At 71.0% G+C, this 20125-nt stretch carries 19 protein-coding genes; 6 read left to right on the forward strand and 13 right to left on the reverse strand.

The window, feature by feature from the left end:
- Positions 1-120 precede the first annotated feature (120 nt).
- The 3 genes from sucD to mdh are packed head-to-tail and all read right to left on the reverse strand — an operon-like array spanning position 121 to position 3226.
- Complete coding sequence (gene sucD, locus ACLF3M_RS18160) at positions 121-1017, reverse strand: succinate--CoA ligase subunit alpha (protein WP_430658376.1); 897 nt, start codon at positions 1015-1017, stop codon at positions 121-123.
- Positions 1018-1020: 3 nt separating this feature from the next.
- Positions 1021-2217, reverse strand: coding sequence for an ADP-forming succinate--CoA ligase subunit beta (gene sucC / locus ACLF3M_RS18165; RefSeq protein WP_430658377.1), 1197 nt, complete (start codon positions 2215-2217; stop codon positions 1021-1023).
- 55 nt (positions 2218-2272) lie between these two features.
- The gene (gene mdh, locus ACLF3M_RS18170; protein ID WP_430658378.1) at positions 2273-3226 is read right to left on the reverse strand and encodes a malate dehydrogenase; all 954 of its coding nucleotides are present in this window, start codon (positions 3224-3226) and stop codon (positions 2273-2275) included.
- Positions 3227-3461: 235 nt separating this feature from the next.
- Here mdh and ACLF3M_RS18175 point away from each other — a divergent pair, with 235 nt between their 5' ends.
- Complete coding sequence (locus tag ACLF3M_RS18175; protein WP_430658379.1) at positions 3462-4571, forward strand: hypothetical protein; 1110 nt, start codon at positions 3462-3464, stop codon at positions 4569-4571.
- Positions 4572-4723: 152 nt separating this feature from the next.
- On the opposite strand, the gene ACLF3M_RS18180 is transcribed toward ACLF3M_RS18175, so the two are convergent.
- The 5 genes from ACLF3M_RS18180 to zapE form a co-directional block, all read right to left on the reverse strand.
- Positions 4724-5284, reverse strand: a complete 561-nt coding sequence (locus ACLF3M_RS18180; RefSeq protein WP_430658380.1) for a GNAT family N-acetyltransferase — start codon at positions 5282-5284, stop codon at positions 4724-4726.
- A complete protein-coding gene (locus tag ACLF3M_RS18185) occupies positions 5281-6012 on the reverse strand; it encodes a Sua5/YciO/YrdC/YwlC family protein (RefSeq protein ID WP_430658381.1) in 732 nt (243 codons plus the stop codon). Before ACLF3M_RS18185 ends, ACLF3M_RS18180 begins: the two co-directional genes overlap by 4 nt.
- A 5-nt stretch (positions 6013-6017) precedes the next feature.
- Positions 6018-6989 carry a Bug family tripartite tricarboxylate transporter substrate binding protein gene (locus ACLF3M_RS18190; RefSeq protein WP_430658382.1) on the reverse strand — a complete coding sequence of 324 codons (972 nt, stop codon included), beginning with the start codon at positions 6987-6989 and terminating at the stop codon, positions 6018-6020.
- 112 nt (positions 6990-7101) lie between these two features.
- Positions 7102-7512: a hypothetical protein gene (locus ACLF3M_RS18195; RefSeq protein WP_430658383.1), complete on the reverse strand. Its 411-nt coding sequence runs from the start codon at positions 7510-7512 to the stop codon at positions 7102-7104.
- Positions 7513-7648: 136 nt separating this feature from the next.
- The gene (gene zapE / locus ACLF3M_RS18200) at positions 7649-8821 is read right to left on the reverse strand and encodes a cell division protein ZapE (RefSeq protein WP_430658384.1); all 1173 of its coding nucleotides are present in this window, start codon (positions 8819-8821) and stop codon (positions 7649-7651) included.
- 76 nt (positions 8822-8897) lie between these two features.
- Here zapE and ACLF3M_RS18205 point away from each other — a divergent pair, with 76 nt between their 5' ends.
- The 4 genes from ACLF3M_RS18205 to ACLF3M_RS18220 all read left to right on the forward strand — a co-directional run bounded on the left by ACLF3M_RS18205 (position 8898) and on the right by ACLF3M_RS18220 (position 14536).
- Entirely contained in the window at positions 8898-10595 is a 1698-nt protein-coding gene (locus ACLF3M_RS18205; RefSeq protein WP_430658385.1) for a glycosyltransferase family 4 protein, read from the forward strand.
- Positions 10596-10682: 87 nt separating this feature from the next.
- Positions 10683-12401: a winged helix-turn-helix domain-containing protein gene (locus ACLF3M_RS18210; RefSeq protein WP_430658386.1), complete on the forward strand. Its 1719-nt coding sequence runs from the start codon at positions 10683-10685 to the stop codon at positions 12399-12401.
- A 31-nt stretch (positions 12402-12432) separates the two neighbouring features.
- Positions 12433-13374 carry a phosphatase PAP2 family protein gene (locus tag ACLF3M_RS18215; protein WP_430658387.1) on the forward strand — a complete coding sequence of 314 codons (942 nt, stop codon included), beginning with the start codon at positions 12433-12435 and terminating at the stop codon, positions 13372-13374.
- A gap of 4 nt (positions 13375-13378) precedes the next feature.
- Positions 13379-14536, forward strand: a complete 1158-nt coding sequence (locus ACLF3M_RS18220; RefSeq protein ID WP_430658388.1) for a G1 family glutamic endopeptidase — start codon at positions 13379-13381, stop codon at positions 14534-14536.
- Positions 14537-14546: 10 nt separating this feature from the next.
- On the opposite strand, the gene pip is transcribed toward ACLF3M_RS18220, so the two are convergent.
- Entirely contained in the window at positions 14547-15497 is a 951-nt protein-coding gene (gene pip, locus ACLF3M_RS18225) for a prolyl aminopeptidase (protein ID WP_430658389.1), read from the reverse strand.
- A 122-nt stretch (positions 15498-15619) separates the two neighbouring features.
- Between pip and ACLF3M_RS18230 the strand changes: the two genes are divergently transcribed.
- On the forward strand, positions 15620-16372 hold the full coding sequence (locus ACLF3M_RS18230) for a hypothetical protein (protein WP_430658390.1): 753 nt from the start codon (positions 15620-15622) through the stop codon (positions 16370-16372).
- A 130-nt stretch (positions 16373-16502) separates the two neighbouring features.
- On the opposite strand, the gene ACLF3M_RS18235 is transcribed toward ACLF3M_RS18230, so the two are convergent.
- From ACLF3M_RS18235 to ACLF3M_RS18250, 4 genes are all read right to left on the reverse strand, one after another.
- Entirely contained in the window at positions 16503-17474 is a 972-nt protein-coding gene (locus tag ACLF3M_RS18235) for a Bug family tripartite tricarboxylate transporter substrate binding protein (protein ID WP_430658391.1), read from the reverse strand.
- Between the two features lie 85 nt (positions 17475-17559).
- Positions 17560-18438: a c-type cytochrome gene (locus ACLF3M_RS18240; RefSeq protein WP_430658392.1), complete on the reverse strand. Its 879-nt coding sequence runs from the start codon at positions 18436-18438 to the stop codon at positions 17560-17562.
- Positions 18439-18577: 139 nt separating this feature from the next.
- Positions 18578-18832, reverse strand: coding sequence for a DUF3297 family protein (locus tag ACLF3M_RS18245; RefSeq protein ID WP_430658393.1), 255 nt, complete (start codon positions 18830-18832; stop codon positions 18578-18580).
- Positions 18833-18866: 34 nt separating this feature from the next.
- Positions 18867-20084: an amidohydrolase family protein gene (locus tag ACLF3M_RS18250; RefSeq protein ID WP_430658394.1), complete on the reverse strand. Its 1218-nt coding sequence runs from the start codon at positions 20082-20084 to the stop codon at positions 18867-18869.
- Between the last annotated feature and the right edge of the window lie 41 nt (positions 20085-20125).

The following is a 20125-nucleotide window of genomic DNA, read 5'->3' on the forward strand; positions in this document are numbered from 1 at the left end:
CGGCACGTCCCCCCTAACCCAACCCTAGCCTGCGGCAGTGTTCGGCTTACGCCTGCCTGCCTCCGGCGTCGCGGCAGTGCCGCGACCCCCATAAGCGGGGGAGAGGGCTTTCGGCCGCCCTTACCGCGCCAGCGCCCTGACCATGGTCGATCCAAGGGAAGACGGGCTGTCCGCCACCTTTATCCCCGCCGAGGCCATCGCCTCCATCTTCGCCGCCGCCGTGTCCTTGCCGCCCGAGATCACCGCGCCGGCATGGCCCATACGACGTCCAGGCGGCGCCGTGGCGCCGGCGATGAAGCCGACCACGGGCTTGTTCGGCTTGCCAGGCCCGAAATTCTCGCGCCGCAGGTATTCCGCGCCGACGACCTCGGCCTCGCCGCCGATCTCGCCGATCATGATGATGGACCGCGTCTCGTCGTCCCGAAGGAACATCTCGAGCACGTCGATGAAGTCGAGCCCCTTCACGGGGTCGCCGCCGATGCCGACGCAGGTGGACTGGCCGAGGCCAGCCGCGGTGGTCTGGGCCACCGCCTCATAGGTCAGCGTGCCGGAGCGTGACACGATGCCGACCGATCCGCGGCGGTGGATGTGGCCGGGCATGATGCCGATCTTGCAGGCGTCGGGGGTGATGACGCCCGGGCAGTTCGGCCCGACCAGCAGCGACTTCGAGCCGGACAGCGCGCGCTTCACCTTCACCATGTCGAGCACCGGGATGCCCTCGGTGATGCAGATGATCAGCGGGACCTCGGCGTCGATCGCTTCCAGGATCGCATCGGCGGCGAAGGCCGCGGGGACATAGATCACCGACGCGTTCGCCTTTGTCGCGGCGACGCAGTCGGCGACCGTGTTGAAGACCGGCAGGTTGAGCTCGGGGTGCATCGTGCCGCCCTTGCCAGGCGTCGTGCCGCCGACATAGTTGGACCCGTAGGCGATGCCCTGCTGCGCGTGGAAGGTGCCCTGGGCCCCGGTGAAGCCCTGGGTCATGACGCGGGTGTTCTTGTCGACCAGGATCGCCATCGGTCAGGCGGCCTTCTTCACGGCGGCCACGACCTTCTGGGCCGCGTCCGCGAGGTTGTCGGCCGAGATGATGGCCAGCCCGCTCTCGGCGAGGATCTTCTTGCCGAGCTCGACATTCGTCCCTTCGAGCCGCACGACCAGCGGCACCGACAACGACAGGTTCTTCGACGCCTCGACGATGCCGGTCGCGATCATGTCGCACTTCGCGATGCCGCCGAAGATGTTGACCAGGATCGCCTTGACGTTGGCGTCGGAGGTAATGATCCGGAATGCCTCCGTCACGCGCGCGGCGTTCGCCGTGCCGCCGACGTCGAGGAAGTTCGCGGGCGAGGAGCCGTACAGCTTGATGATGTCCATCGTGGCCATCGCGAGCCCCGCGCCGTTCACCATGCAGCCGATCTCGCCATCGAGTGCCACGTAGTTCAGGTCGTTGTTGGCGGCGTCGAGTTCCTTCGGATCCATCTCGCTGTCGTCGCGCAGCGCCTCGAGGTCCTTGTGGCGGAACAGCGCGTTGTCGTCGAAGGACACCTTGGCATCCAGCGCGACGATGTCGCCCTTGCCGGTGACGACCAGCGGGTTGATCTCGACGATCGCGCAGTCGAGCTCGAGATACGCGCCATACAGCGCCGTGACGAACTTCGTGAAGGCGGAGACCTGCTTGCCCTCGAGGCCGAGGCCGAAGGCGAGCTTACGCGCATGGAAGCCGGAAATTCCGGACGCCGGGTCCACATGGACCTTCAGGATCTTCTCGGGGTGGTTGGCCGCCACCTCCTCGATCTCCATCCCGCCTTCGGTGGAGGCCATGATCACGACGCGGGAGGTGTCGCGGTCCACCAGCAGGCCGAGATAGAGCTCGCGCCTGATGTCGCAGCCGTCCTCGACATAGACGCGGGAGACGATCTTGCCGGCGGGGCCGGTCTGCTTGGTGACCAGCGTCTTGCCGATCATCGCCTCGGCCGCGGCCCTGACGTCCTCGATCGACTTGACGACGCGCACGCCGCCCTTGCCGTTCGGGTCTTCCTTGAAGCGGCCCGCGCCGCGGCCGCCGGCATGGATCTGCGACTTCACGACGTAGACGGGGCCTGGCAGCTTCTTCGCGGCTTCTACCGCCTCTTCCGCCGTCCAGGCGACATGCCCGTCGAGGACGGCCACGCCGTAGCGGCGCAGCAGTTCCTTGCCCTGGTACTCGTGGATGTTCATCCGGATCTCCGGTCAGGTGGGGGCGGCCGGGGGACCGCTCCCCCGACCGGAGGGATCAGACGCCGAGCTTCTTGAAGTCCTCGATGAGCTTCTTCACGGCGTCGCAGGACTTGTCGAAGGCGGCCTTCTCCTCCGGCGTGAACTGAACCTCCAGCACGCGCTCCGCGCCGCCCGCGCCGATCACGACGGGCACGCCGACATAGAAGTCCTTCTGGCCGTATTCGCCGTTCAGCAGCACCGCGCAGGGCAGCACGCGCTTCTTGTCCAGGAGGTAGCTCTCCGCCATCGCGATCGCGGATGCTGCCGGCGCATAGAAGGCGCTGCCCTTCTCCAGCAGCTTCACGATCTCGCCGCCGCCATTCGCCGTGCGGGTGACGATCGCGTCGATCTTCTCCTGCGTGGTCCAGCCCATCTTGATGAGGTCCGGGACCGGCACGCCGGCGACGGTGGAGTAGCGGGTCAGCGGCACCATCGTGTCGCCATGGCCGCCGAGCACGAAGGCCGTCACGTCCTCGACCGAGACGCCGAATTCGTGGGCGAGGAAGAGGCGGAAGCGCGCGCTGTCCAGCACGCCGGCCATGCCGACGACCTTGTTCGCGGGCAGGCCCGACTTCTGCTGCAGCACCCACACCATGACGTCGAGCGGGTTGGTGATGCAGATGACGAAGGCGTTCGGCGCGTACTTCTTGATGCCCTCGGCGACCTGGGTGATGACGCCGGCATTCTTGGTCAGTAGGTCGTCGCGGGTCATGCCGGGCATGCGGGGGAAGCCGGCGGTGACGATGACGACGTCCGCGCCCTCGATCGCGGCGTAGTCGCCGGCGCCGACCATGTTGCTGTCGAAGCCATCCACCGGGCCGGACTGCATGATGTCGAGCGCCTTGCCCGCGGCCACGCCTGGGAAGACGTCAAAGAGCACGACGTCGCCGAGCTCCTTCAGGCCGATCAGGTGGGCGAGCGTGCCGCCGATGTTGCCGGCGCCGACGAGGGCGATCTTCTTGCGGGCCATGCGCTGTCCTCAACCTGGCCCGGGCCGCGGTGCGGGGCGTGCCGGGCGCGTCGTTTTTCAAGGGCGTGCAACGCCCCGGCGGTGATTACTCCCGCAGCGCAGCATGGGCAAGGCGGGCGCCGGGCAGGGGCCTCGACCTCGACCTTCCCTCCAGGTTCGCCCCCTGAAGGTTATCACGGGGGCGCTTGACCGGGCCGCCGTCGGGGTCCGAGGCTTACGGCGGGGAGGAACCGCCATGCTGAAACGGCTGATCCTGGCGCTGGCTGCGACAGCGGCGCTGGCAGGGGTAGTGCAGGCGCAGGACCGGCCGGCGGCGCCGGTCTACCAGGTGGACCCCTTCTGGCCTAAGCCGCTGCCCAACCGCTGGGGCATCGGCCAGGCCGCCGGCGTCGCGGTGGACCGCCGCGACCATGTCTGGGTCATCCACCGCCCGCGGAGCATGACGCCGGACGAGCGCGGCGCCGCCCTGACTCCGCCGCGGTCGGACTGCTGCATCCCCGCGCCCTCCGTCATCGAGTTCGACCCCGACGGCAACGTCGTCCAGGCCTGGGGCGGACCAGGCCATCACCCCGCCTGGCCAGAGAACGAGCATGGCATCTATGTGGACGCCGAGGACAATGTCTGGATCGGCGGCAACGGCAACAATCACCACGTCCTGCTGAAATTCACTCGCGACGGCCGCTTCCTGCTGCAGATCGGGGTGCATCGCGAGACCGGCGGCAGCAACGACACCCGGCGCCTCGGCCGGCCCGCGGACGTCGAGGTGGATACCGCGACCAACGAGGCCTTCGTCGCCGACGGCTACGGCAACCGGCGCGTGATCGTGTTCAACGCGACGACCGGCGCCTATCTCCGGCATTGGGGCGCCTATGGCAGGCAGCCGCCGCCGGACGACCCGATCCCCGCCTATGTCGCGGGCCAGCCGCCGTCACCGAGCTTCGGCAACCCCGTGCATTGCGTGCGCCTCGCGCGCGACGGGCTGGTCTATGTCTGCGACCGGCAGAACGACCGCATCCAGGTCTTCCGCCGCGACGGCACCTTCGTGCGGGAGATCTTCGTGGCGGCGAACACCTTGGGGAACGGGTCCGTGTGGGACATCGACTTCCTGCCCGACCCCGCGCAATCCTTGCTGCTGACCGCGGATGGCGAGAACAACACGGTGTGGCTGCTGGCGCGCGAGGCCGGCGAGATCATCGGCCGCTTCGGCCGCAATGGGCGGAACGCCGGCGACTTCCACTGGGTGCACAACATGGCCGTGGACAGCCGCGGCAACGTCTTCACCACCGAGGTGGACACGGGCAAGCGGGCGCAGCGCTTCCGCCTGGTGACGCCGCTGCCGCGCTAGGCGCCGACGAGGCCTCTCCCCCGCTTATGGGGGGTCGCGGCACTGCCGCGACGCCGGAGGCAGGGAGGCGTAAGCCGAACACTGCCGCAGGCTAGGGTAGCGTGAGAGGGACGCGCAGCTTCCTGGCGACAGCGCGATCGGGCACGCCCCCCTCACCCATCCCTCTCCCCCCTGCGGGTGGAGAGGGCCTTCTCCTGCCAGGACGCCGCGTCCTGGCCCCAGAGCTCGAGCTCCTCGGCGTCCCAGGGTGGGGGCAGGCGGCAGGCGCCGCGCTTCACTGATCCCAGGCGCTCCGCCAGCGCGCGGGACCGCGCGTTGTCGGGGTGGATGACGTGCACGGCATCCGCCCAGCCCAGCGCGCCGAAGGTCCAGTCCATCGCCGCCGCCGAGGCCTCCAGCGCATAGCCCTTGCCCCAGGCGTCGCGCAGGATGCCCCAGCCGACCTCCGGGCCCGGCCAGCCCTCGGGGTACCAGGGGCCGACGCGGCCGATCCAGCGGCCCGTGGCCTTCTCGATGACGGAGAAGAAGCCGAAGCCGTTCAGCGTCCAGGACCCCGCCATCATCATTACGGCGCGCCAGCACATCGAGCGCGGCTGCACGCCGCCGATGAAGCGTGCGGCCTCGGGGTCCGACATCAGCAGCGACCAGCCGTCGAGGTCGGCGAGGGTCGGAGCGCGCAGGATGAGGCGGGGAGTTTCGAGAGTGGAGGTCACGCGTAGTTCCGCTGCGCCTCGCGCAGGTGCCCGGACGGCAGCGCGTCCAGCCCCGGATCGGGCGGGAGGTCCACGTCGAAGTGGCGCTTCAGCACGTCGGCGATGACCTCGTAGCAGGACCCGATCCGCACGACCTCCATGGTGCGGAAGTCGATCATCGTGGAGCTCCGGCGATAGCGGTGGAACTTCACGAGGCCATAGTCCACGACGATGTCGGCTATGGCGCGGATCTCGGGCTGGATGTCGGCGGCGCGGAAGCGCGTGCCGGTGCCTGTCAGGTTGGCGGAACTGCCGAAGAGCGGCTGCCCGGCCGCGGTCGCCTGGCGCGTCAGCTCCAGAAGGAAGCCGCCGGCATTCAGCAGCATGGCCAGCGTGCCGCCATCGGTGCTCGCGGCAAGCGCCTCCTCGCCCAGCGCCTTCAGCAAGGGATGGTCCTGCTGGAAGCCCGCGACGACGGCGACGGGCAGGTCGTAATCCTCGACCAGGCAGCGCACCATCTGGCGCCCGCGCGCGTCCAGCCGATGCAGCTCGTCATGCAGGTCGAGGTTGCCGAGCATGGCGTTGCGCTTGTGCGCGCCGCGGCCCTTGGCGCGGAAGAAGCGCATCAGCGCGTCCTGGCAGCCGCCGATGCCGGCATAGCCGACATCCATCGGGATGATCGCGACACCGCCGGCGCGCACCGCCTGGATGACGCGCGCCGCATCGCCCGGCATGTCGAGAACGGCCATGGTCGTCACCCCGCATCGAGTTGAAGGTTCAGCGCCGGCAGGATCTCTGCCCAGCGGTCACGCTCCGCGCGCAGCATCGCCAGCGCCTGCTCGGGCGTGGACGGCGTGATCTCGAAGCCCGCACGGGTCAGCTGCTCGCGCAGCGCGGGTTCCTCCAGCGTCGCGACCATCGCCTCGTGCAGCGTCGCGACGATCGGCGCCGGCGTGCCGGCAGGCGCGAACAGCAGGAAGCGCAGCGCGTTCACCGCGCGCGGGAAGCCTTCCTCCGCCGTCGTCGGGATGTCCGGCGCGGCCGAGGCCCGCCGCGGCGACAGCAGCGCGAGCGGCCGCAGCGTGCCCGCGGCGAAGTGCTGCGTGACGGAGCCCAAGGAGAACACGCCGAGGCTGACATGGCCCGCCAGCACGTCGTTCATCGCGGGCCCGCCGCCGCGGTATTCCGCCTGCACCAGGTCGAGCCCCGCTTCCTTCGCCAGCAGCTCGTAGCCCAGGTGATGCGGCGATCCCACGGACGGATTGGCGAAGCTGAATTTCCGCGGATCGGCCTTCGCCAGCGCGACGAACTCCCGCAGCGTTCGGGCGGGGATGGCCGGGTTGATGCCCACGACGAGCGGCGTCTCCGCCATGTAGCCGATGGGCGTGAGGTCGCGGAACAGGTCGTAGGGCATGCGCCGGTAGAGCATCGCGAAGTAGGCGATGTTGTCGGCGTTGATCACGATGGTGTAGCCGTCGGGTGCGGCACGTGCCGCGGCCTCCATGCCGATGTTGGTGGCCGCGCCGCCGCGGTTCTCGATCACCACGGGCTGGCCGAGCCTCGCGCGCATGCGCTCCGCCCAGGGTCGCGCCAGCGTGTCGGTGCCGCCGCCCGGCGGGTAGGGGATGATCAGGCGGATCGGGCGGGTGGGCCAGGGCGCCTGGGCGCGGGCGAGACCGGCCAGGGAGAGGCCGGGCAGGGCGGCCAGCCAGGTGCGTCGTCGCATGGGCTTCCTCCGCGGGGTTGGCGGAGTGTGTGGCCCGGCCGCGGCGCCGGCAACCCGCAACGAAAAAGGGCGCCTTGCGGCGCCCCTTCGACCTCCGCGTTCGGTCCGCGGATCAGAACGGCATGCAGCGCACGACGTTGGCGTGGCCGCTGGCGAGCGTCGCGAACGTGCCCTCGGGGCATTGGGTCTGGGCGTGGCTGGTCGGCATCAGCCCGGACTGCCAGCCCCGCGCGCCGCGGTCCTGCCGCGTCATCGCATCGCGCGACACCGTCGCCGCCGAGGCGCCGCGAACCACCATGCTGCTCGAGGTCGTGCGCACATCGCCCGGCCGCACCGCCACCCGCGAGGACGACGACCGGGCATGCACGACGTGACGGGACGGCGCCTGCCGCGACGTCGCCTGGACCTGCGTTGCCGGCTTGGCCTGTCTGCTCGCCTGCGTCCTCTGCGTGTCGCGCTGGGCGGCCTCGGCCGCGGGAATCGTCGTCGCGATCGCCGCAAGGGCGAGCAGGAATCCACGCATGCAGGTCATTCCCCCTGTCTTCGTGCCGCCCCGCCGCCCCCCGGCCGCAGGCAGGTCCCCCCGGACCCGAAGCACAACACTGCCCGCCAGAGGCCACAGCCTGTCGTGGCCTGTCAACGCCGTATTTCCGGATGTTTCACGGAAGATGCGGTTGCGCCCGCCAGTCGCGGCTCTGCATCTCGTGAAGGCGGCTCGCCGTGCGCTCGAACATGGCGGCGTTCTCGCCCCGCTCATACAGCTTGTCCGGCGCCGCGGCGGCGCTGGCGATCAGCTTCACGCGGTGCTCGTAGAGCGCGTCCACCAGCGTGATGAAGCGCCGTGCCTTGTCGAAATTCTCGGCGCCGAGGCGCGGGACGCCGTCCAGCACCAGCGTGTGGAAATGCGTCGCCACCAGCAGGTAATCCGCCGGTCCCAGCGGCTTGCCGCAGAGCGTGTCGAAGTCGAAGCGCGCGACGCCCTCCGCGGCCTGCGGCACCTCGATCGCACGGCCGAGCAGCGCGAGGCGCATCGGCGAGCCGTGGTCCTGTCCCGTCAGCTCGCGGAAGGCGGCGTCCAGCGCGGCCTCGGCGCGGCCATCGGCCGGCATGTGCCAGCTCGGCATCTCGATCACGCGCTGGCGGCGGTAGTCGCGCCCGCCATCCAGCACCAGTACCTCGAGCCGGCGCTTGATCAGCGCGATGAAGGGCAGGAAGGCGTCGCGGCCGGGCTTGCCCTTGAAGAGGTCGTCGGGGACGGTGTTCGACGTCGCCACCACGACCGTCCCGCGCGCGAAGAGCGCCTGGAACAGCCGGCCCAGGATCATCGCATCCGCGATGTCGTGCACCTGGAACTCGTCGAAGCAGAGCAGCGCGGCCTCGGCGGCGATGCTGTCCGCCAGCGGCGGGATCGGGTCCGCGGTGTCGCCATGCTTCCGCTTCCAGGCGTGGATGCGCGCATGCACGTGGTGCTGCATGAATTCGTGGAAGTGGATGCGCTGCTTCCGCGCGACCTCGGCGCAGGCGAAGAACAGGTCCATCAGCATGGACTTGCCGCGCCCGACCTCGCCGACGAGGTAGAGGCCCATCGGCGTGCCCGCCGGCGATTCCTCCGGCGCGACCGGCTTGCGGCGCATGAAGCGGGCGAAGAACCCGCCGGGCTCGGGATCCTCGGGCTGCGGATCATAGCCGCGGGTGCGGCGCCAGAGATCCTGCAGCACCTCCGCCGCGCGCAGCTGCGCGGGATCGGCCTGGAGCAAGCCCCGGTCGGTAAGATGTCGGTACGCTGGCAGCGGGCCTTCATTTGGGACCGTCGCGGAGACCGGAAGATCCATGTTTGGCGGATACTCCCGGGCGCGGCGGGGGGCAACTTCTTGACCGGGGGTTGAGGCGCACGCAGCCTGCCCCGCCATGCCCGCGAACCGGGCGCCCCACGGCGCCGCCATCCTCTACGCCCCCGACGGCTACGACACGTCGCGGCCCCGGCTGATGGGGCGGCATGCCGCCGGCGAGGGCTTCCTGGCCGGCCTGGTGCGCCATTCCGGCTTCGACCGCCTGGTCGCGCTGACCCGCAGCCAGCGCGACGCGGACGCCTTCCGCCAGCATGTCGCGCGGCTCGCCGCCGCGCAGGGCGTCACCCTGCCGACGGAGGCCATCCCGGACAGCGACTACGCCAGGCTCCGCGAGATCGGCTGCTTCTTCCTGCCGGGGCCGGGTCTCGGCGACTTCGCCTGGCGGCGCCGGCGGGTGGGAGAGGCCGCCGCCTTCTCGCTGGTCGGCATCACGCACACCATCGCCTCGGCCGGCGCGATGGATTCGATCGTCGAGAGCCTGGTGGCGCCGGTGCAGGAATGGGACGCGATCGTCTGCACCTCGACCGCCGTGCAGAAGGCGGTGCGGCGGCTGCTGGAAGGGCAGGCGCGCTACCTCCAGCAGCGCCTCGGCGCGACGCGGATCGAGGGGCCGCAGCTGCCCGTGATCCCGCTCGGCGTGGATGCCGCGGCGCTGGCGCCGGATCCGCGCGCCCGCGCCGAATGGCGCGAGAGGCTCGCCATCGGCGATCGCGACATCGTCGTGCTGCATCACGGCCGGCTCTCCTTCCATGCTAAGGGCCATCCGCTGGCCATGTTCGCCGCGATCGGGCGGGCCGCGTCGCGCGCGCCGGCGGGGTCGAAGGTCGTGCTGGTGCTGTCGGGCTGGTACGCCGACGACGTCCAGCGCCGCGCCTTCGAGCAGCAGGCCGCCGCCGTCGCGCCGGACCTCGCGATCCGGCTGGTGGAGCGCCCGCCGGCCGACACCACGATCCGCAACGTCGCCGACCTCTTCACCCTGCTGTCCGACAACGTGCAGGAGAGCTTCGGCCTGGCGCCGGTCGAGGCGCTGGCGGCCGGCCTGCCGGTGGTCGGCACCGACTGGGACGGGCTCAAGGACACGGTGAAGCATGGCGAGACCGGCTTCCGCGTGCCGGTGACCATGGCCGGGCCGATGACGGATCTCGCGGACCGGCACGACACGGGCCTCGACACCTACGACCAGTTCATCGCGGGGATCGCGCAGTTCACGGCAGTGGACGTCCCGGCGGCGGAGCAGGCCTTCGCCGCGCTCTTCGCCGATGCCGGGCTGCGCGCGCGGATGGGACAGGCGGCGCGGCGCGATGCGGCGTCCCGTTTCGACTGGGCCGCGGTGATCCCGCGCTGGATCGGGCTGGTGGAGGAACTCGCGACCATCCGCGCCGCCGCGCGGGCGGAACGCGCGCAGCCGCTCCGCGGGCAGGAAAGGCTGCCGCACCGGCCCGATCCCTCGGTGCTTTTCGCGGACTACCCGACGCGACGGCTCTCGCCCGAGACGCGGCTCCGACTCGTCCAAGGCGAGGACGCCGCGGCGGCGATGCGGCGAATGCAGCATCTGGCCGGCCTGACCGGCACGGTGCCGCGGCGCGACCTGCTGCCCGGCGGCGACGCCCTGCAGGAGACGCTGGAGAGGCTGCAGGACGGCCCCGCCACGGTCGCGCAGCTCACGGCGGAGATGCCTGGCCCCCGCGCCTGGCGCGCCCAGCGGGCGCTGGCCTGGCTGCTGAAGATGGATCTGGTGCAGCTGGCCGGGGACTGACCGTCTCGGACCATTTCGGAACTCTTTCGCCACCGTGGCCCGCGCGCCTGGGTATCCTTGTCGCGTGGCAGGAGGCCGCCCCGGAGAATGTCCGCAACCGCTGCTATCCGCATCGAGCACGAGGTTCCCCGCCAGGGTTGGCGCGCACAGCCGCGTGACCGCTGCGGTTCCCGACTGCCTTTGCTGCGGCGCGGCAACGTGGCATTGTTACATGGGCAGTCGACACCACAGGGAGACATGCAGGGAACCAGCCCATTCATGGGGAAGGTCCGGTTCGGCTGCTGCGTGCTGGATGACGGCCGCGGCACGCTCAAGGCCCCCGACGGCACCGAGACGGTGCTGCGGCCGAAGACGCTCGACCTGTTGCGCCTGCTCCTGCGCAACCCCGGCCGAGTGGTGGCGCGGCAGGAGATCCTGGACGCCGTCTGGCCCAATCTCTTCGTCACCGACGACAGCATCACGCAATGCGTGGTGGAGATCCGCAAGGCGATCGGCGGCGCCGGGACGGACCTGCTGAAGACCGTGCCGCGCCGCGGTTACCTCATGCAGGCCGAGATCGAGATTGAGGCCGCGAACGCCAACCTGCCGCGCATCAACGGCACCGCGATGCCGTCCGACCGCCCCTCCATCGCCGTGCTGCCGTTTCGCAAGGACGCGGGCGATATGCAAGAGGGCTACTTCGCCGACGGCATCATCGAGGGGATCGTGCATGTGCTCTCGGGGCTCGAGCGCATCACGGTCGTCAGCCGCAGCTCGGCGCTGGCGCTGGCGGAAAGCACGGTGGATCCGAAGGAGGTCGGCAAGAGGCTCGGCGTGCGATATGCGCTCTACGGCGGCGTGCGACGCGCGGGCGACCGGCTGCGCATCACGACGGAACTGAGCGAGACGGAGACGGGTGCCATCATCCGCTCCGACCGCTACGACGGCGACGTGTCCGACATCTTCGCGTTGCAGGACCGCATCGCCGAGCAGGTCGTCGCAACCATCGCACCGCAGGTGCGAGAGCGCGAATTGGCGCGGGCGCTGCGGACCGCGCCAGCCAACCTGACCTCCTACGACCTGGTACTCCAGGCGCTGGACAGGATGCACCGCCTCGACCCCGGCAACTTCAACGAGGCGCGGCGTCTGCTGGCACTGGCCATCGAGGCCGATTCCAACGACGCGCTGCCCCGGTCCTACGCGGCCTTCTGGCACTGCATCCAGCTTTCGCACGGCGCCTCGGCCGACCCGCTGGCGGATGCGCGGGAGGCGCTGCGGCTGGCCGATGAGGCGATCGCGCTGGACGGTCGGGATGCTGTCGCCCTGACGCTCAGGGCCTCGGTGATCGCCTATGTCTACCATGAGTTTGCGGAGGCAGAGCGACTGCTCGAACAGGCCCTGGTGGCGTCGCCGAACTGCGCGCTCGCCCTGGCCTACGCGGCCGCCCTGCGCTGCTGGACCGGCCGTGCGCAGGAAGCGGTCACCTACGCCCGGCAGGCGGTCCGGCTTACGCCGCTGGACCCGTTCCGCTTTTTCTACGAGCATATCCTTTCGCAGGCGCTCTATACGACCGGCGAGTTCGAGGAGGCGTTGTCCTGGGGAGAGCGGGCGCTGGCCATCACCCGGCACCACCCGCCGGCCTACCGGACCGTGATCTGCTGCCTGGTCGCGCTGGACCGGCTGCCGGAGGCCCAGGCCAGGGCGGCCGAGTTGCTTCTGATCGATCCCGGCTTCCGCGTCTCGGCCTTTCGCAAGAGGACGCCGCTGCGCGGTCGCGACCGTGACACGTTTGCGGCGCGGCTCGTCATGGCGGGCCTGCCGGATTAGCGACCTGACGAGCTGACGAGAGGGGGGGACGATGACCGGAAACACGGGGAACACGGGCAACACCGGGAACACCGGCAATACGGGCAACACCGGAAATACCGGAAACACCGGCAACCTCGGCGGCGGCGCGGGTTTCTTCGTTGATCGCATAGACCTCCCCTTCGTCACGGAGTTGACGCCCGACGGGCAAGGCCCGCTCGCCGCGATCCGCAACGGCGCGCCCCGCTCCTTCGCGCGCCACTGGGACAGCATGTGGTGGGCCTGGGGCGCATTGGCCGAGTTCACGGCGACGCCCGAATGGCAGCAGCTCGTGGCGACGCAGCCGGCCGGGCCGCTGCTCATCGACTCCTGGGAGCAGAGGCTGCATCCGCGCGTCCAGGCGCTGCAGGCGGCCAACCCGGGCAAGAACATCGTCGTCGCCGACGCGGTGAACGAGGAGCTTGACCTGCTGGTGCGCTATGCCGAGGACGAGCGCGCTGACGCGACCGGGGAGATCCTGGCGCAGGCGGCGAACTTCTTCCCCGACATCCTCGGCGTGATGTCGGCCTCCCCTAACACCCACCCCAAGACCGTGCGACTGATGGAAATCGGCAATCTCGTCGCGACGCTGGCGGCGATGCGCCTCAAGCGGATCTTCGATCGCGTGCGCCCTTCGCAGATGGTGCCCGCGCTCCGTCCCGTGGTCGCGCTGCCCGGGCACAGCGCCTACCCGAGCGGCCATGCGACGCAGGCGCACCTCGTCGCGCGGATCGTGGGGCATGTGGTGCCCGCGGGCCGCAACTCGGTCGCGACAGCGGCGCTGGTCGTCGCGAAGCGGATCGCCCGCAACCGCGAGATCGCCGGCGTGCACTATCCCTCCGACAGTGCCGCTGGCGAGGATCTGGCCGGGCGGCTCTTCGCGGTGCTGACGCGGGCCGGCGCCTGCAAGAGCTTCGAAGACACCGTGCAGGCTGCCAAGGACGAATGGAACTGAGTCCATGCTCCTCGACGACGCAGCCGCAAAAGCGGTGGTGGCACGGCTCGACGATCTCGTCCGGGTCAACCGCATCCGTTCCGTGCTGGGCAACGACCCCGTCGCATTGCTTGGCGACGCGGCGCAGGACGCGGCCGTGGTCGCACGCTGGAACGCGCTCTTCGCCAATGTCGGCGCGCAGGTCCCCGATGTTGCGTTGCAATACATTCCGGCGGTGGAGCATCGGCAGCGTTCCGACGTTTCCGGGGCGAGCAACACGGGTGCGGATGCCTGGGGTGGAACGCGGTGGGGCAGCAGCCTGAACTGGTCGGGTGTCCTGATCGCAGCGCCGGGCGGTGGGCAGTTCTCCACGGTGTCCGCGCGCTGGCGGCTGCCGGCGCGGCAGGAGATCCGGCTGCCGCCGGGCGGCAATCCGAATTCGCCGCCTGCCGCCGGCATCAACTCCTACAAGGTATCGACATGGATCGGGCTCGACGGGCATCGCAGCAGCTCCGCGTCGCTGCCGCAGGTCGGGACGACGATCGTGCTCGACTTCAGGCCGGGCGATCCCAACTGCCTGCCCGGCACGTCCTTCGTTGTCGAAACCTATGCGTGGACGCAGTGGTGGGTGAAGGGCAAGGACTCGCAGCCCGGCTATATCGAAGTGCCGGTGCCCGGCTTCGTGGTCGCACCCGGCGAGACGGTGACTTGCTGGCTGACCATGCCGACGCCGCATGAAGCTTTCTTCCGTGTCGTGAACGACAGCACCGGCGCTTTCTGGCAGAAGCTGTGGACGAACCGGCCCGAGGACCTGCAAGGCATGTCGGTTCGCGTGGACCGGGTGAAGGCGCCGGCGGACGGCTCCGCCGCCTGCTTTGTCGTGGAGCGCCCGGCCGTGCACCGCGAGACGGCACCGCAGGCCGTAGCGCCCCTCGTCCCGCCACGGAACCTGCTCTACCCGGTGCCCGACTTCGGCGCGATCACCTTGACCGAATGCTGGGCGAGGGAGCGGCGGTTCGGAAGGCCGGAGCTGCTGGCCGGGCGCGTGCGCGACCTGGGCTCGCGGCGGGTGATCCGTATGTTCGACCGCCGGCCGGCGCCTTACCGAACCGCATACTGCTCCGTTCCGGCGCCGGCGGCGGAGAAGGACGAGGTGACAGTTCGCTACCAGGCGATTGCGTAGCGACCGCCCGTCACCCCCGCCGCCTGAACCTCTCCACCGCCGCCACCAGCGCGGTCCTGACGCCGGGCTCCAGCGCGGAATGGCCGGCATCGGGCACCACCGTCAGCCGCGCGCGCGGCCAAGCCGCGGCCAGGTCGAAGGCGGTGTCGGGCGGGCAGACCATGTCGTAGCGGCCCTGCACGATCTCGGCCGGGATGTGGGCGATGCGGTCCATGTGGCCCAGCAGCCCCTTCGGCGGCAGGAACAGGTCGTGCGCGAAGTAGTGCGCCTCGATCCGGGCGAGCCCGAGCGCGCTGCGGTCCTGCGCGAAGCTGGCGACCGTATCCGGGCTCGGCAGCAAGGTGGAGCAGGAGCCCTCGTACAGGCTCCAGGCCCGGGCGGCGGGGCCGTGCACCAGCGGGTCGGGGTCGCACAGGCGCTTTAGATAGGCGGTCAGCAGGTCGTCGCGCTCGGCTTCCGGGATGTGCTCGGCGAAGGCGCCCCAGGCATCGGGGAAGACGCGGCGCAGGCCGTAGAGGAACCACTCCACCTCGGTCCGGCGGCCGAGGAAGACGCCGCGCAGCACGCAGCCCGCGACCCGGTCGGGATGCGCCTGGGCATAGGCCAGCGCGAGCGTGGAGCCCCAGGACCCGCCGAACAGCAGCCAGCGCTCGACGCCGAGGAAGCGGCGCAGCACCTCGATGTCGGAGACGAGGTGCGGCGTGGTGTTGTCGCGCAGCTCACCCAGCGGTCGGGACCGGCCGGCGCCGCGCTGGTCGAAGATCACGACCCGCCAATGGCCGGGGTCGAAGAAGCGGCGATGGATCGCCCCGGCGCCGGCGCCGGGCCCGCCATGCAGGAACAGGACGGGCTGGCCGCGCGGGTTGCCGACCTGCTCCCAGTACATGACATGGCCACCCGAAAGGGGCAGCAGCCCCGTCTCAAAGGGCGCGATGTCGGGAAAGAGGTCGCCGCGCGGCATGCCCGACGTTTAGCGAGGCCCGAGGGCCGAGGGCAACGGTCGGGCGTCGTTCCACCTGCGCACGACGTCTTTCCCATCACTTCCCCCTTCGACATTGCGCCGATCCTGCCTAGGTTGGGGCGATGGCCGAGATCCCCTCTCCCGGGTCGCGGTCCGCGGCCGCCGGCGCGATGCGCTGCGGCGTCTGCGGGACCGAGAGCCGGCAGCCTCCCTTCAAGCCCACCCCGCCCGAGCAGCCGCCGGATCTCGACCTGCGGCCGGGCGAGCCCGTTCGCTCCACCATGGCGCGCTGGCTGCAGCAGTGCCCGGCCTGCGGCTATTGCGCGCCCGACATCAGCCGCGCGCATCCGGCGGCCGCGGAAGCCGTGCGGGCTGCGCCGTTCCGCGCGCTGCTGGCCGACGGCTCCGTCCCGCCGCTGGCGCGGCGCTTCCTGGCCTGGGCGCTGGTGCTGGAGGAGACCGGCGCGCTGCACGCCGCGGCCGAGGCCACGCTGCAGGCAGCCTGGGTGGCGGACGATCTCGATCGCCTGGACCTCGCGCGGGTCTGGCGGCAGGAGGCGGTGGCGCTTTGGCGCAACGGCCCGCCGCTCGATGCCGAGCAGACCGTGCGCGTGGTGGATGCGCTGCGCCGATCGGAGTCCTGGAACGACGCCGCCGCGACCGCCCGCATCCTGGCCGACACCCGCCCGCCGGAAGCGGTGGCGCAGGTCATCGACCTGGAGCAGCGGCTGATCGAGGCCGGTGATGCCGGCAGGCACACCGTCGCGACCGCGCTGCCCCCGCCGTCACGGCGCCCGCATGTGAGTCATCAGAAGATCGCCGGACGCGGCGAGGGGCTCTGGGCGAAGCTGCGCAGGCTGTTCGGGAAGGGCTGAGGGCGAGAAAGGCCCCCTCCCGGCCTCCCCCGCAACCGCGGGGGAGGAGGGAGATGCGTAGCTTGAGGTCGGCTTCCCCCTCCCCCGCTGTTGTGGGGGGAGGGATAGGGAGGAGGCCGCTCTTCCTTCCCTACTCCGCCTTGATGTCGCCGGCCTGCACCACGCGCCGCCAGCGCGCGATCTCGGCTTCCTGGAAGGCCGCGAATTCCGCGGGCGTGTTGGCGACGACGTCGAAGCCGAGCTCGGTGAGGCGCGGCGCGACGGCCTGGCTCTTCAGCGCCGCCGTTGCTGCCTCCCAGACCTGCTGCACCAGCAGTGCAGCCATGTTCGGCGGGCCGCCGAAGCCCTGCCAGGAATAGACGACGAAGTCGCGCAGCCCCGCCTCGCCGGCGGTCGGCACGTTCGGCAGCACGGGGCTGCGCTGCTCCGACGTGATCAGGATGGGACGCAGCCGCCCGTCCTGGATCAGCGGGATCACCGCGCCGAGGTTCTGGAACGACACCTGCGTGTCGCCGGCGACGATGCTCGTCATCGCCGGCCCGCCGCCGGAGTAGGGCACATGCGCCATGTCGGTCTGCGTCGCGAGCTTGAACATCTCGCCCGTCAGGTGGTCGGAGGAGCCGACGCCGGAGGACGGGTAGGAAACCCGCCCCGCATTGCGCTTCATCCAGTCCACGAGCTCCGGCAGCGTCGTCGCCTGCACCGTGCGCGGGTTCACCACCAGCACATTCGGCGTGCGCACGGTCTGCGTGATGCGCGTCAGCTCCCGCACGGGGTCGTAGGCCAGGTTCGGCCGCAGCGCGACGTTGATCGCCCAGGTGCTGATCGGCGCGTGCATCAGCGTCGTGCCGTCGGGGGCGGAGCGGATCACCTGGCGCGCGCCGATCTCGCCGGTCGCGCCGGGGCGGTTCTCCACCGCGAAGGGCCGGCCGAGAGCCACCTGCATCTGCTGCGCCATGGCGCGGCCGACGATGTCGGATGAACTGCCCGGCGCGAAGGGCACGACCAGCGTCACCGGGCGCGTGGGCCAGGCGCCTTGCGCGCGCGCCACCGACGGCAGCGCAAGAGCCGCTGATGTGACGAGAATCGTGCGACGCTTCACCCTTGGACCTCCCCCTTGCCCCGCCCGGGGCCCGTAGCCGGAGAGTGGCAGCTTTGCGCCGCGGCGTGGAGCCCGGGTACGCGCTTCAGTGGTCCTGCGGCGGCAAGGAGCGGAGATACGCGACCACCGCGCGAAGGTCCTCGGGCTCCATGCGCGCCCATACCGGGGATCGCCCTCCCATCGGCGGCGCAAGGCGGCGGCCGTCGGCCGAGACGCCGCGCGTGATCGCGCCGAGGATCTGATCGTCGGTCCAGCGGCCGATGCCCTCGGTCGGGTGGCTGCTGATGTTGCGTGCCTGCACCGCGCCCCAGGGTCCTTCCAGGACCACGCCGCGCGCACCGCGGCCGTTCGGGTCGGCGCGGCCTTCGCTGAGCTGGGCGGAATGGCAGTCCATGCAATGCGCCAGGTTGACCGCGATGTAGCGGCCGCGCGCGACGGGATCTCCGGCGGGCGGGTCGGCGACGGATGCAACGTCCGGCCCATGCGGCGTCAGCGCGAAGGGATAGCGCGACTTCTCCTCGACGACGTGGCGCACCGGCGGGACGGTGCGCAGCCAGGCGACGAGTGCCGCGAGGTCGCGATCCGAGATGCCGCGATAGGATTCGACTGGCATCGGCGGTCCGATCAGCGAGCCGTCGGGCCGATGCCCGCTGCGGATCGCCGCCGCGATCTCAGCGTCGGTCCAGTTGCCGATGCCGGTCTCGCGGTCCTGGGTGATGTTCGGCGCCACGGCGCGCATGCCGCGCTCCTCGAAGACGCGGCCGCCGGCGAGCGTCATGCCAGGGATGGGCTGCATGCTGGGCCCGAAGCTGTTGTGGCAGGCGCCGCAGAAGGCCACGACCTCGCCGAGATAGCGCCCGCGCGCGAGGAGATCGGGATCCCCTGCCTGCTGCGCCGTCGCCTGTCCCGCGAGGCCGCAGATCAGCGCCGCGGCGCCGGCGAGCTTGTGGACGATGCGCATCATGGTCGGCGTCTCCCGTTCCTGCCGCGGGGAGCCTAGCGTGCGGTGTGGCTCGGGGCGCGGCGGTTCGGGCTTCCGTCACGCGGGCGTGAGGCAGCACGGAGCAGAAGCGCGGCAGATATCCGTCGGGATCCTGCCGCGCTCAGCCTTCCGCGGCCGCCGGCGGTTCCTTCAGATAGGGCTCGACCTTGCCCTGCAGCTTGATCGTGAGCGGGTTGCCCTTGCGGTCCAGCGTCTTGCCGACGGCGACGCGGATCCAGCCCTCGCTGACGCAGTATTCCTCGACATTGGTCTTCTCCGCCCCGTTGAAGCGGATGCCGATGCCGCGCTGGAGCAGCGCCGCATCGTGATGCGGGCTGCGGGGATCGACGGAGAGGCGGTCGGGAAGGTCGGTCATGGCGGCGGGGTGTTAGACCTCGCGCGGCCGCGGCTCAAGCCAGCGGCTTCCACACCGCGCCGCCGCGCATGACGAAGCCGACCCGGCGGACCAGCGCGATGTCGCGCGCGGGGTCGCCGGGAACGGCGATCACGTCGGCCTCCAGGCCAGGCGCGAGCCGGCCGATGCGGTCCGCCATCCCCATCGCCGCCGCGCCGCCGATGGTGCCGGCGTGCAGCGCCTGCTCCGGCGTCATCCCGGCCTCCACCAGCAGCTCGAGTTCCATCGCGCTGGGGCCCAACGGGGTGAAGGGCGGGCCGACGAAATCCGTGCCCGCGGCGATGCGGACGCCCTGCCGCAGCGCGATCTGCAGCGAGCGACGCTGCACCTCCCGGTGCCGCTTCCAGCCTTCGGCGATGGCGGGCGGCGCGCGCTCGATGCGCAGCGCGGGCAGCGAGAGCGTCGGCACCAGCCAGGCGCCGGAATCGGCCAGGCGCTTCGCCGTGTCCTCCGTCACGCCATGGCCGTGCTCGATCGTGTCCACGCCGGCTTCAAGGGCCTGGCGCACGGCGGCGTCCCCGATCGCGTGGGTGGCGACGCGCAGGCCGTTGCGGTGCGCTTCGGCAACGGCGGCGGCGACCTCGTCGTCGCCATAGGACAGGCGCAGCCGCGCGGGATCGTTGCCCCAGGGGCGCAGGACGTCCGTGTGCTCGCCGACGGAGCCGCCGATCTTGATGAAATCGGCGCCCTGCCGCAGGCGTTCGCGCACGCGGCGGCGGATCTCGTCCGGGCCGTCGGCGAACATGCCCGTCCGCTCCGCCCATTCCAGTGGCCACGCCGCGGGGTCCCAGGTGCCGGCGCGGGAACAGACGAATTCACCCGCCGCCACGATGTGCGGCCCCGGCACCACGCCCTCCCGCACCGCGCGTGCGAGCGAGGGGCCGAGCGGCCCGCCGCAGCAGCGCACCGCGGTGATCCCGGCGTCGAGCAGCGCGCCGAGGTCGGAGACGGCGCGCGCCGCCCGGTAGGCCGGCGTCCAGCTCCAGAGCGCCGAGGGCTCCGACAGGTCGAGACCCCAGAGATGCAGATGCGCGTCTACCAGGCCCGGCAGCAGCCAATGCGCGCCGAGCTCGATCACGGTCGCGCCGTCTGGCACGGGCCGCTCCCCTTGCCGGCCGATCCAGGCGATGCGAGCCCCGTCCACGTGGATCTCGGCCGGCGCGACGACGCCCTCCCCGGTCCAGGCGCCGGCGGCACGGAGCATGATCGCCATGGCACGCTTCCTCGCTTGCTTTGAACCAAGCGGTACATTAG

The organism is Falsiroseomonas sp. HW251 (assembly GCF_050563545.1).
In the GTDB taxonomy this organism is placed as follows: Bacteria; Pseudomonadota; Alphaproteobacteria; order Acetobacterales; family Acetobacteraceae; genus Falsiroseomonas.

Coding starts and splice junctions, on each gene's coding strand:
- mdh (WP_430658378.1), bottom strand. CDS start 3,226: ATGGCCCGCAAGAAGATCGCCCTCGTCGGCGCCGGCAACATCGGCGGC.
- ACLF3M_RS18205 (WP_430658385.1), top strand. CDS start 8,898: ATGCCCGCGAACCGGGCGCCCCACGGCGCCGCCATCCTCTACGCCCCC.
- ACLF3M_RS18250 (WP_430658394.1), bottom strand. CDS start 20,084: ATGGCGATCATGCTCCGTGCCGCCGGCGCCTGGACCGGGGAGGGCGTC.
- zapE (WP_430658384.1), bottom strand. CDS start 8,821: ATGGATCTTCCGGTCTCCGCGACGGTCCCAAATGAAGGCCCGCTGCCA.
- ACLF3M_RS18220 (WP_430658388.1), top strand. CDS start 13,379: ATGCTCCTCGACGACGCAGCCGCAAAAGCGGTGGTGGCACGGCTCGAC.
- ACLF3M_RS18215 (WP_430658387.1), top strand. CDS start 12,433: ATGACCGGAAACACGGGGAACACGGGCAACACCGGGAACACCGGCAAT.
- ACLF3M_RS18190 (WP_430658382.1), bottom strand. CDS start 6,989: ATGCGACGACGCACCTGGCTGGCCGCCCTGCCCGGCCTCTCCCTGGCC.
- ACLF3M_RS18195 (WP_430658383.1), bottom strand. CDS start 7,512: ATGCGTGGATTCCTGCTCGCCCTTGCGGCGATCGCGACGACGATTCCC.
- pip (WP_430658389.1), bottom strand. CDS start 15,497: ATGCCGCGCGGCGACCTCTTTCCCGACATCGCGCCCTTTGAGACGGGG.
- ACLF3M_RS18185 (WP_430658381.1), bottom strand. CDS start 6,012: ATGGCCGTTCTCGACATGCCGGGCGATGCGGCGCGCGTCATCCAGGCG.
- ACLF3M_RS18210 (WP_430658386.1), top strand. CDS start 10,683: ATGTCCGCAACCGCTGCTATCCGCATCGAGCACGAGGTTCCCCGCCAG.
- sucC (WP_430658377.1), bottom strand. CDS start 2,217: ATGAACATCCACGAGTACCAGGGCAAGGAACTGCTGCGCCGCTACGGC.
- ACLF3M_RS18175 (WP_430658379.1), top strand. CDS start 3,462: ATGCTGAAACGGCTGATCCTGGCGCTGGCTGCGACAGCGGCGCTGGCA.
- ACLF3M_RS18240 (WP_430658392.1), bottom strand. CDS start 18,438: ATGATGCGCATCGTCCACAAGCTCGCCGGCGCCGCGGCGCTGATCTGC.
- sucD (WP_430658376.1), bottom strand. CDS start 1,017: ATGGCGATCCTGGTCGACAAGAACACCCGCGTCATGACCCAGGGCTTC.
- ACLF3M_RS18230 (WP_430658390.1), top strand. CDS start 15,620: ATGGCCGAGATCCCCTCTCCCGGGTCGCGGTCCGCGGCCGCCGGCGCG.
- ACLF3M_RS18245 (WP_430658393.1), bottom strand. CDS start 18,832: ATGACCGACCTTCCCGACCGCCTCTCCGTCGATCCCCGCAGCCCGCAT.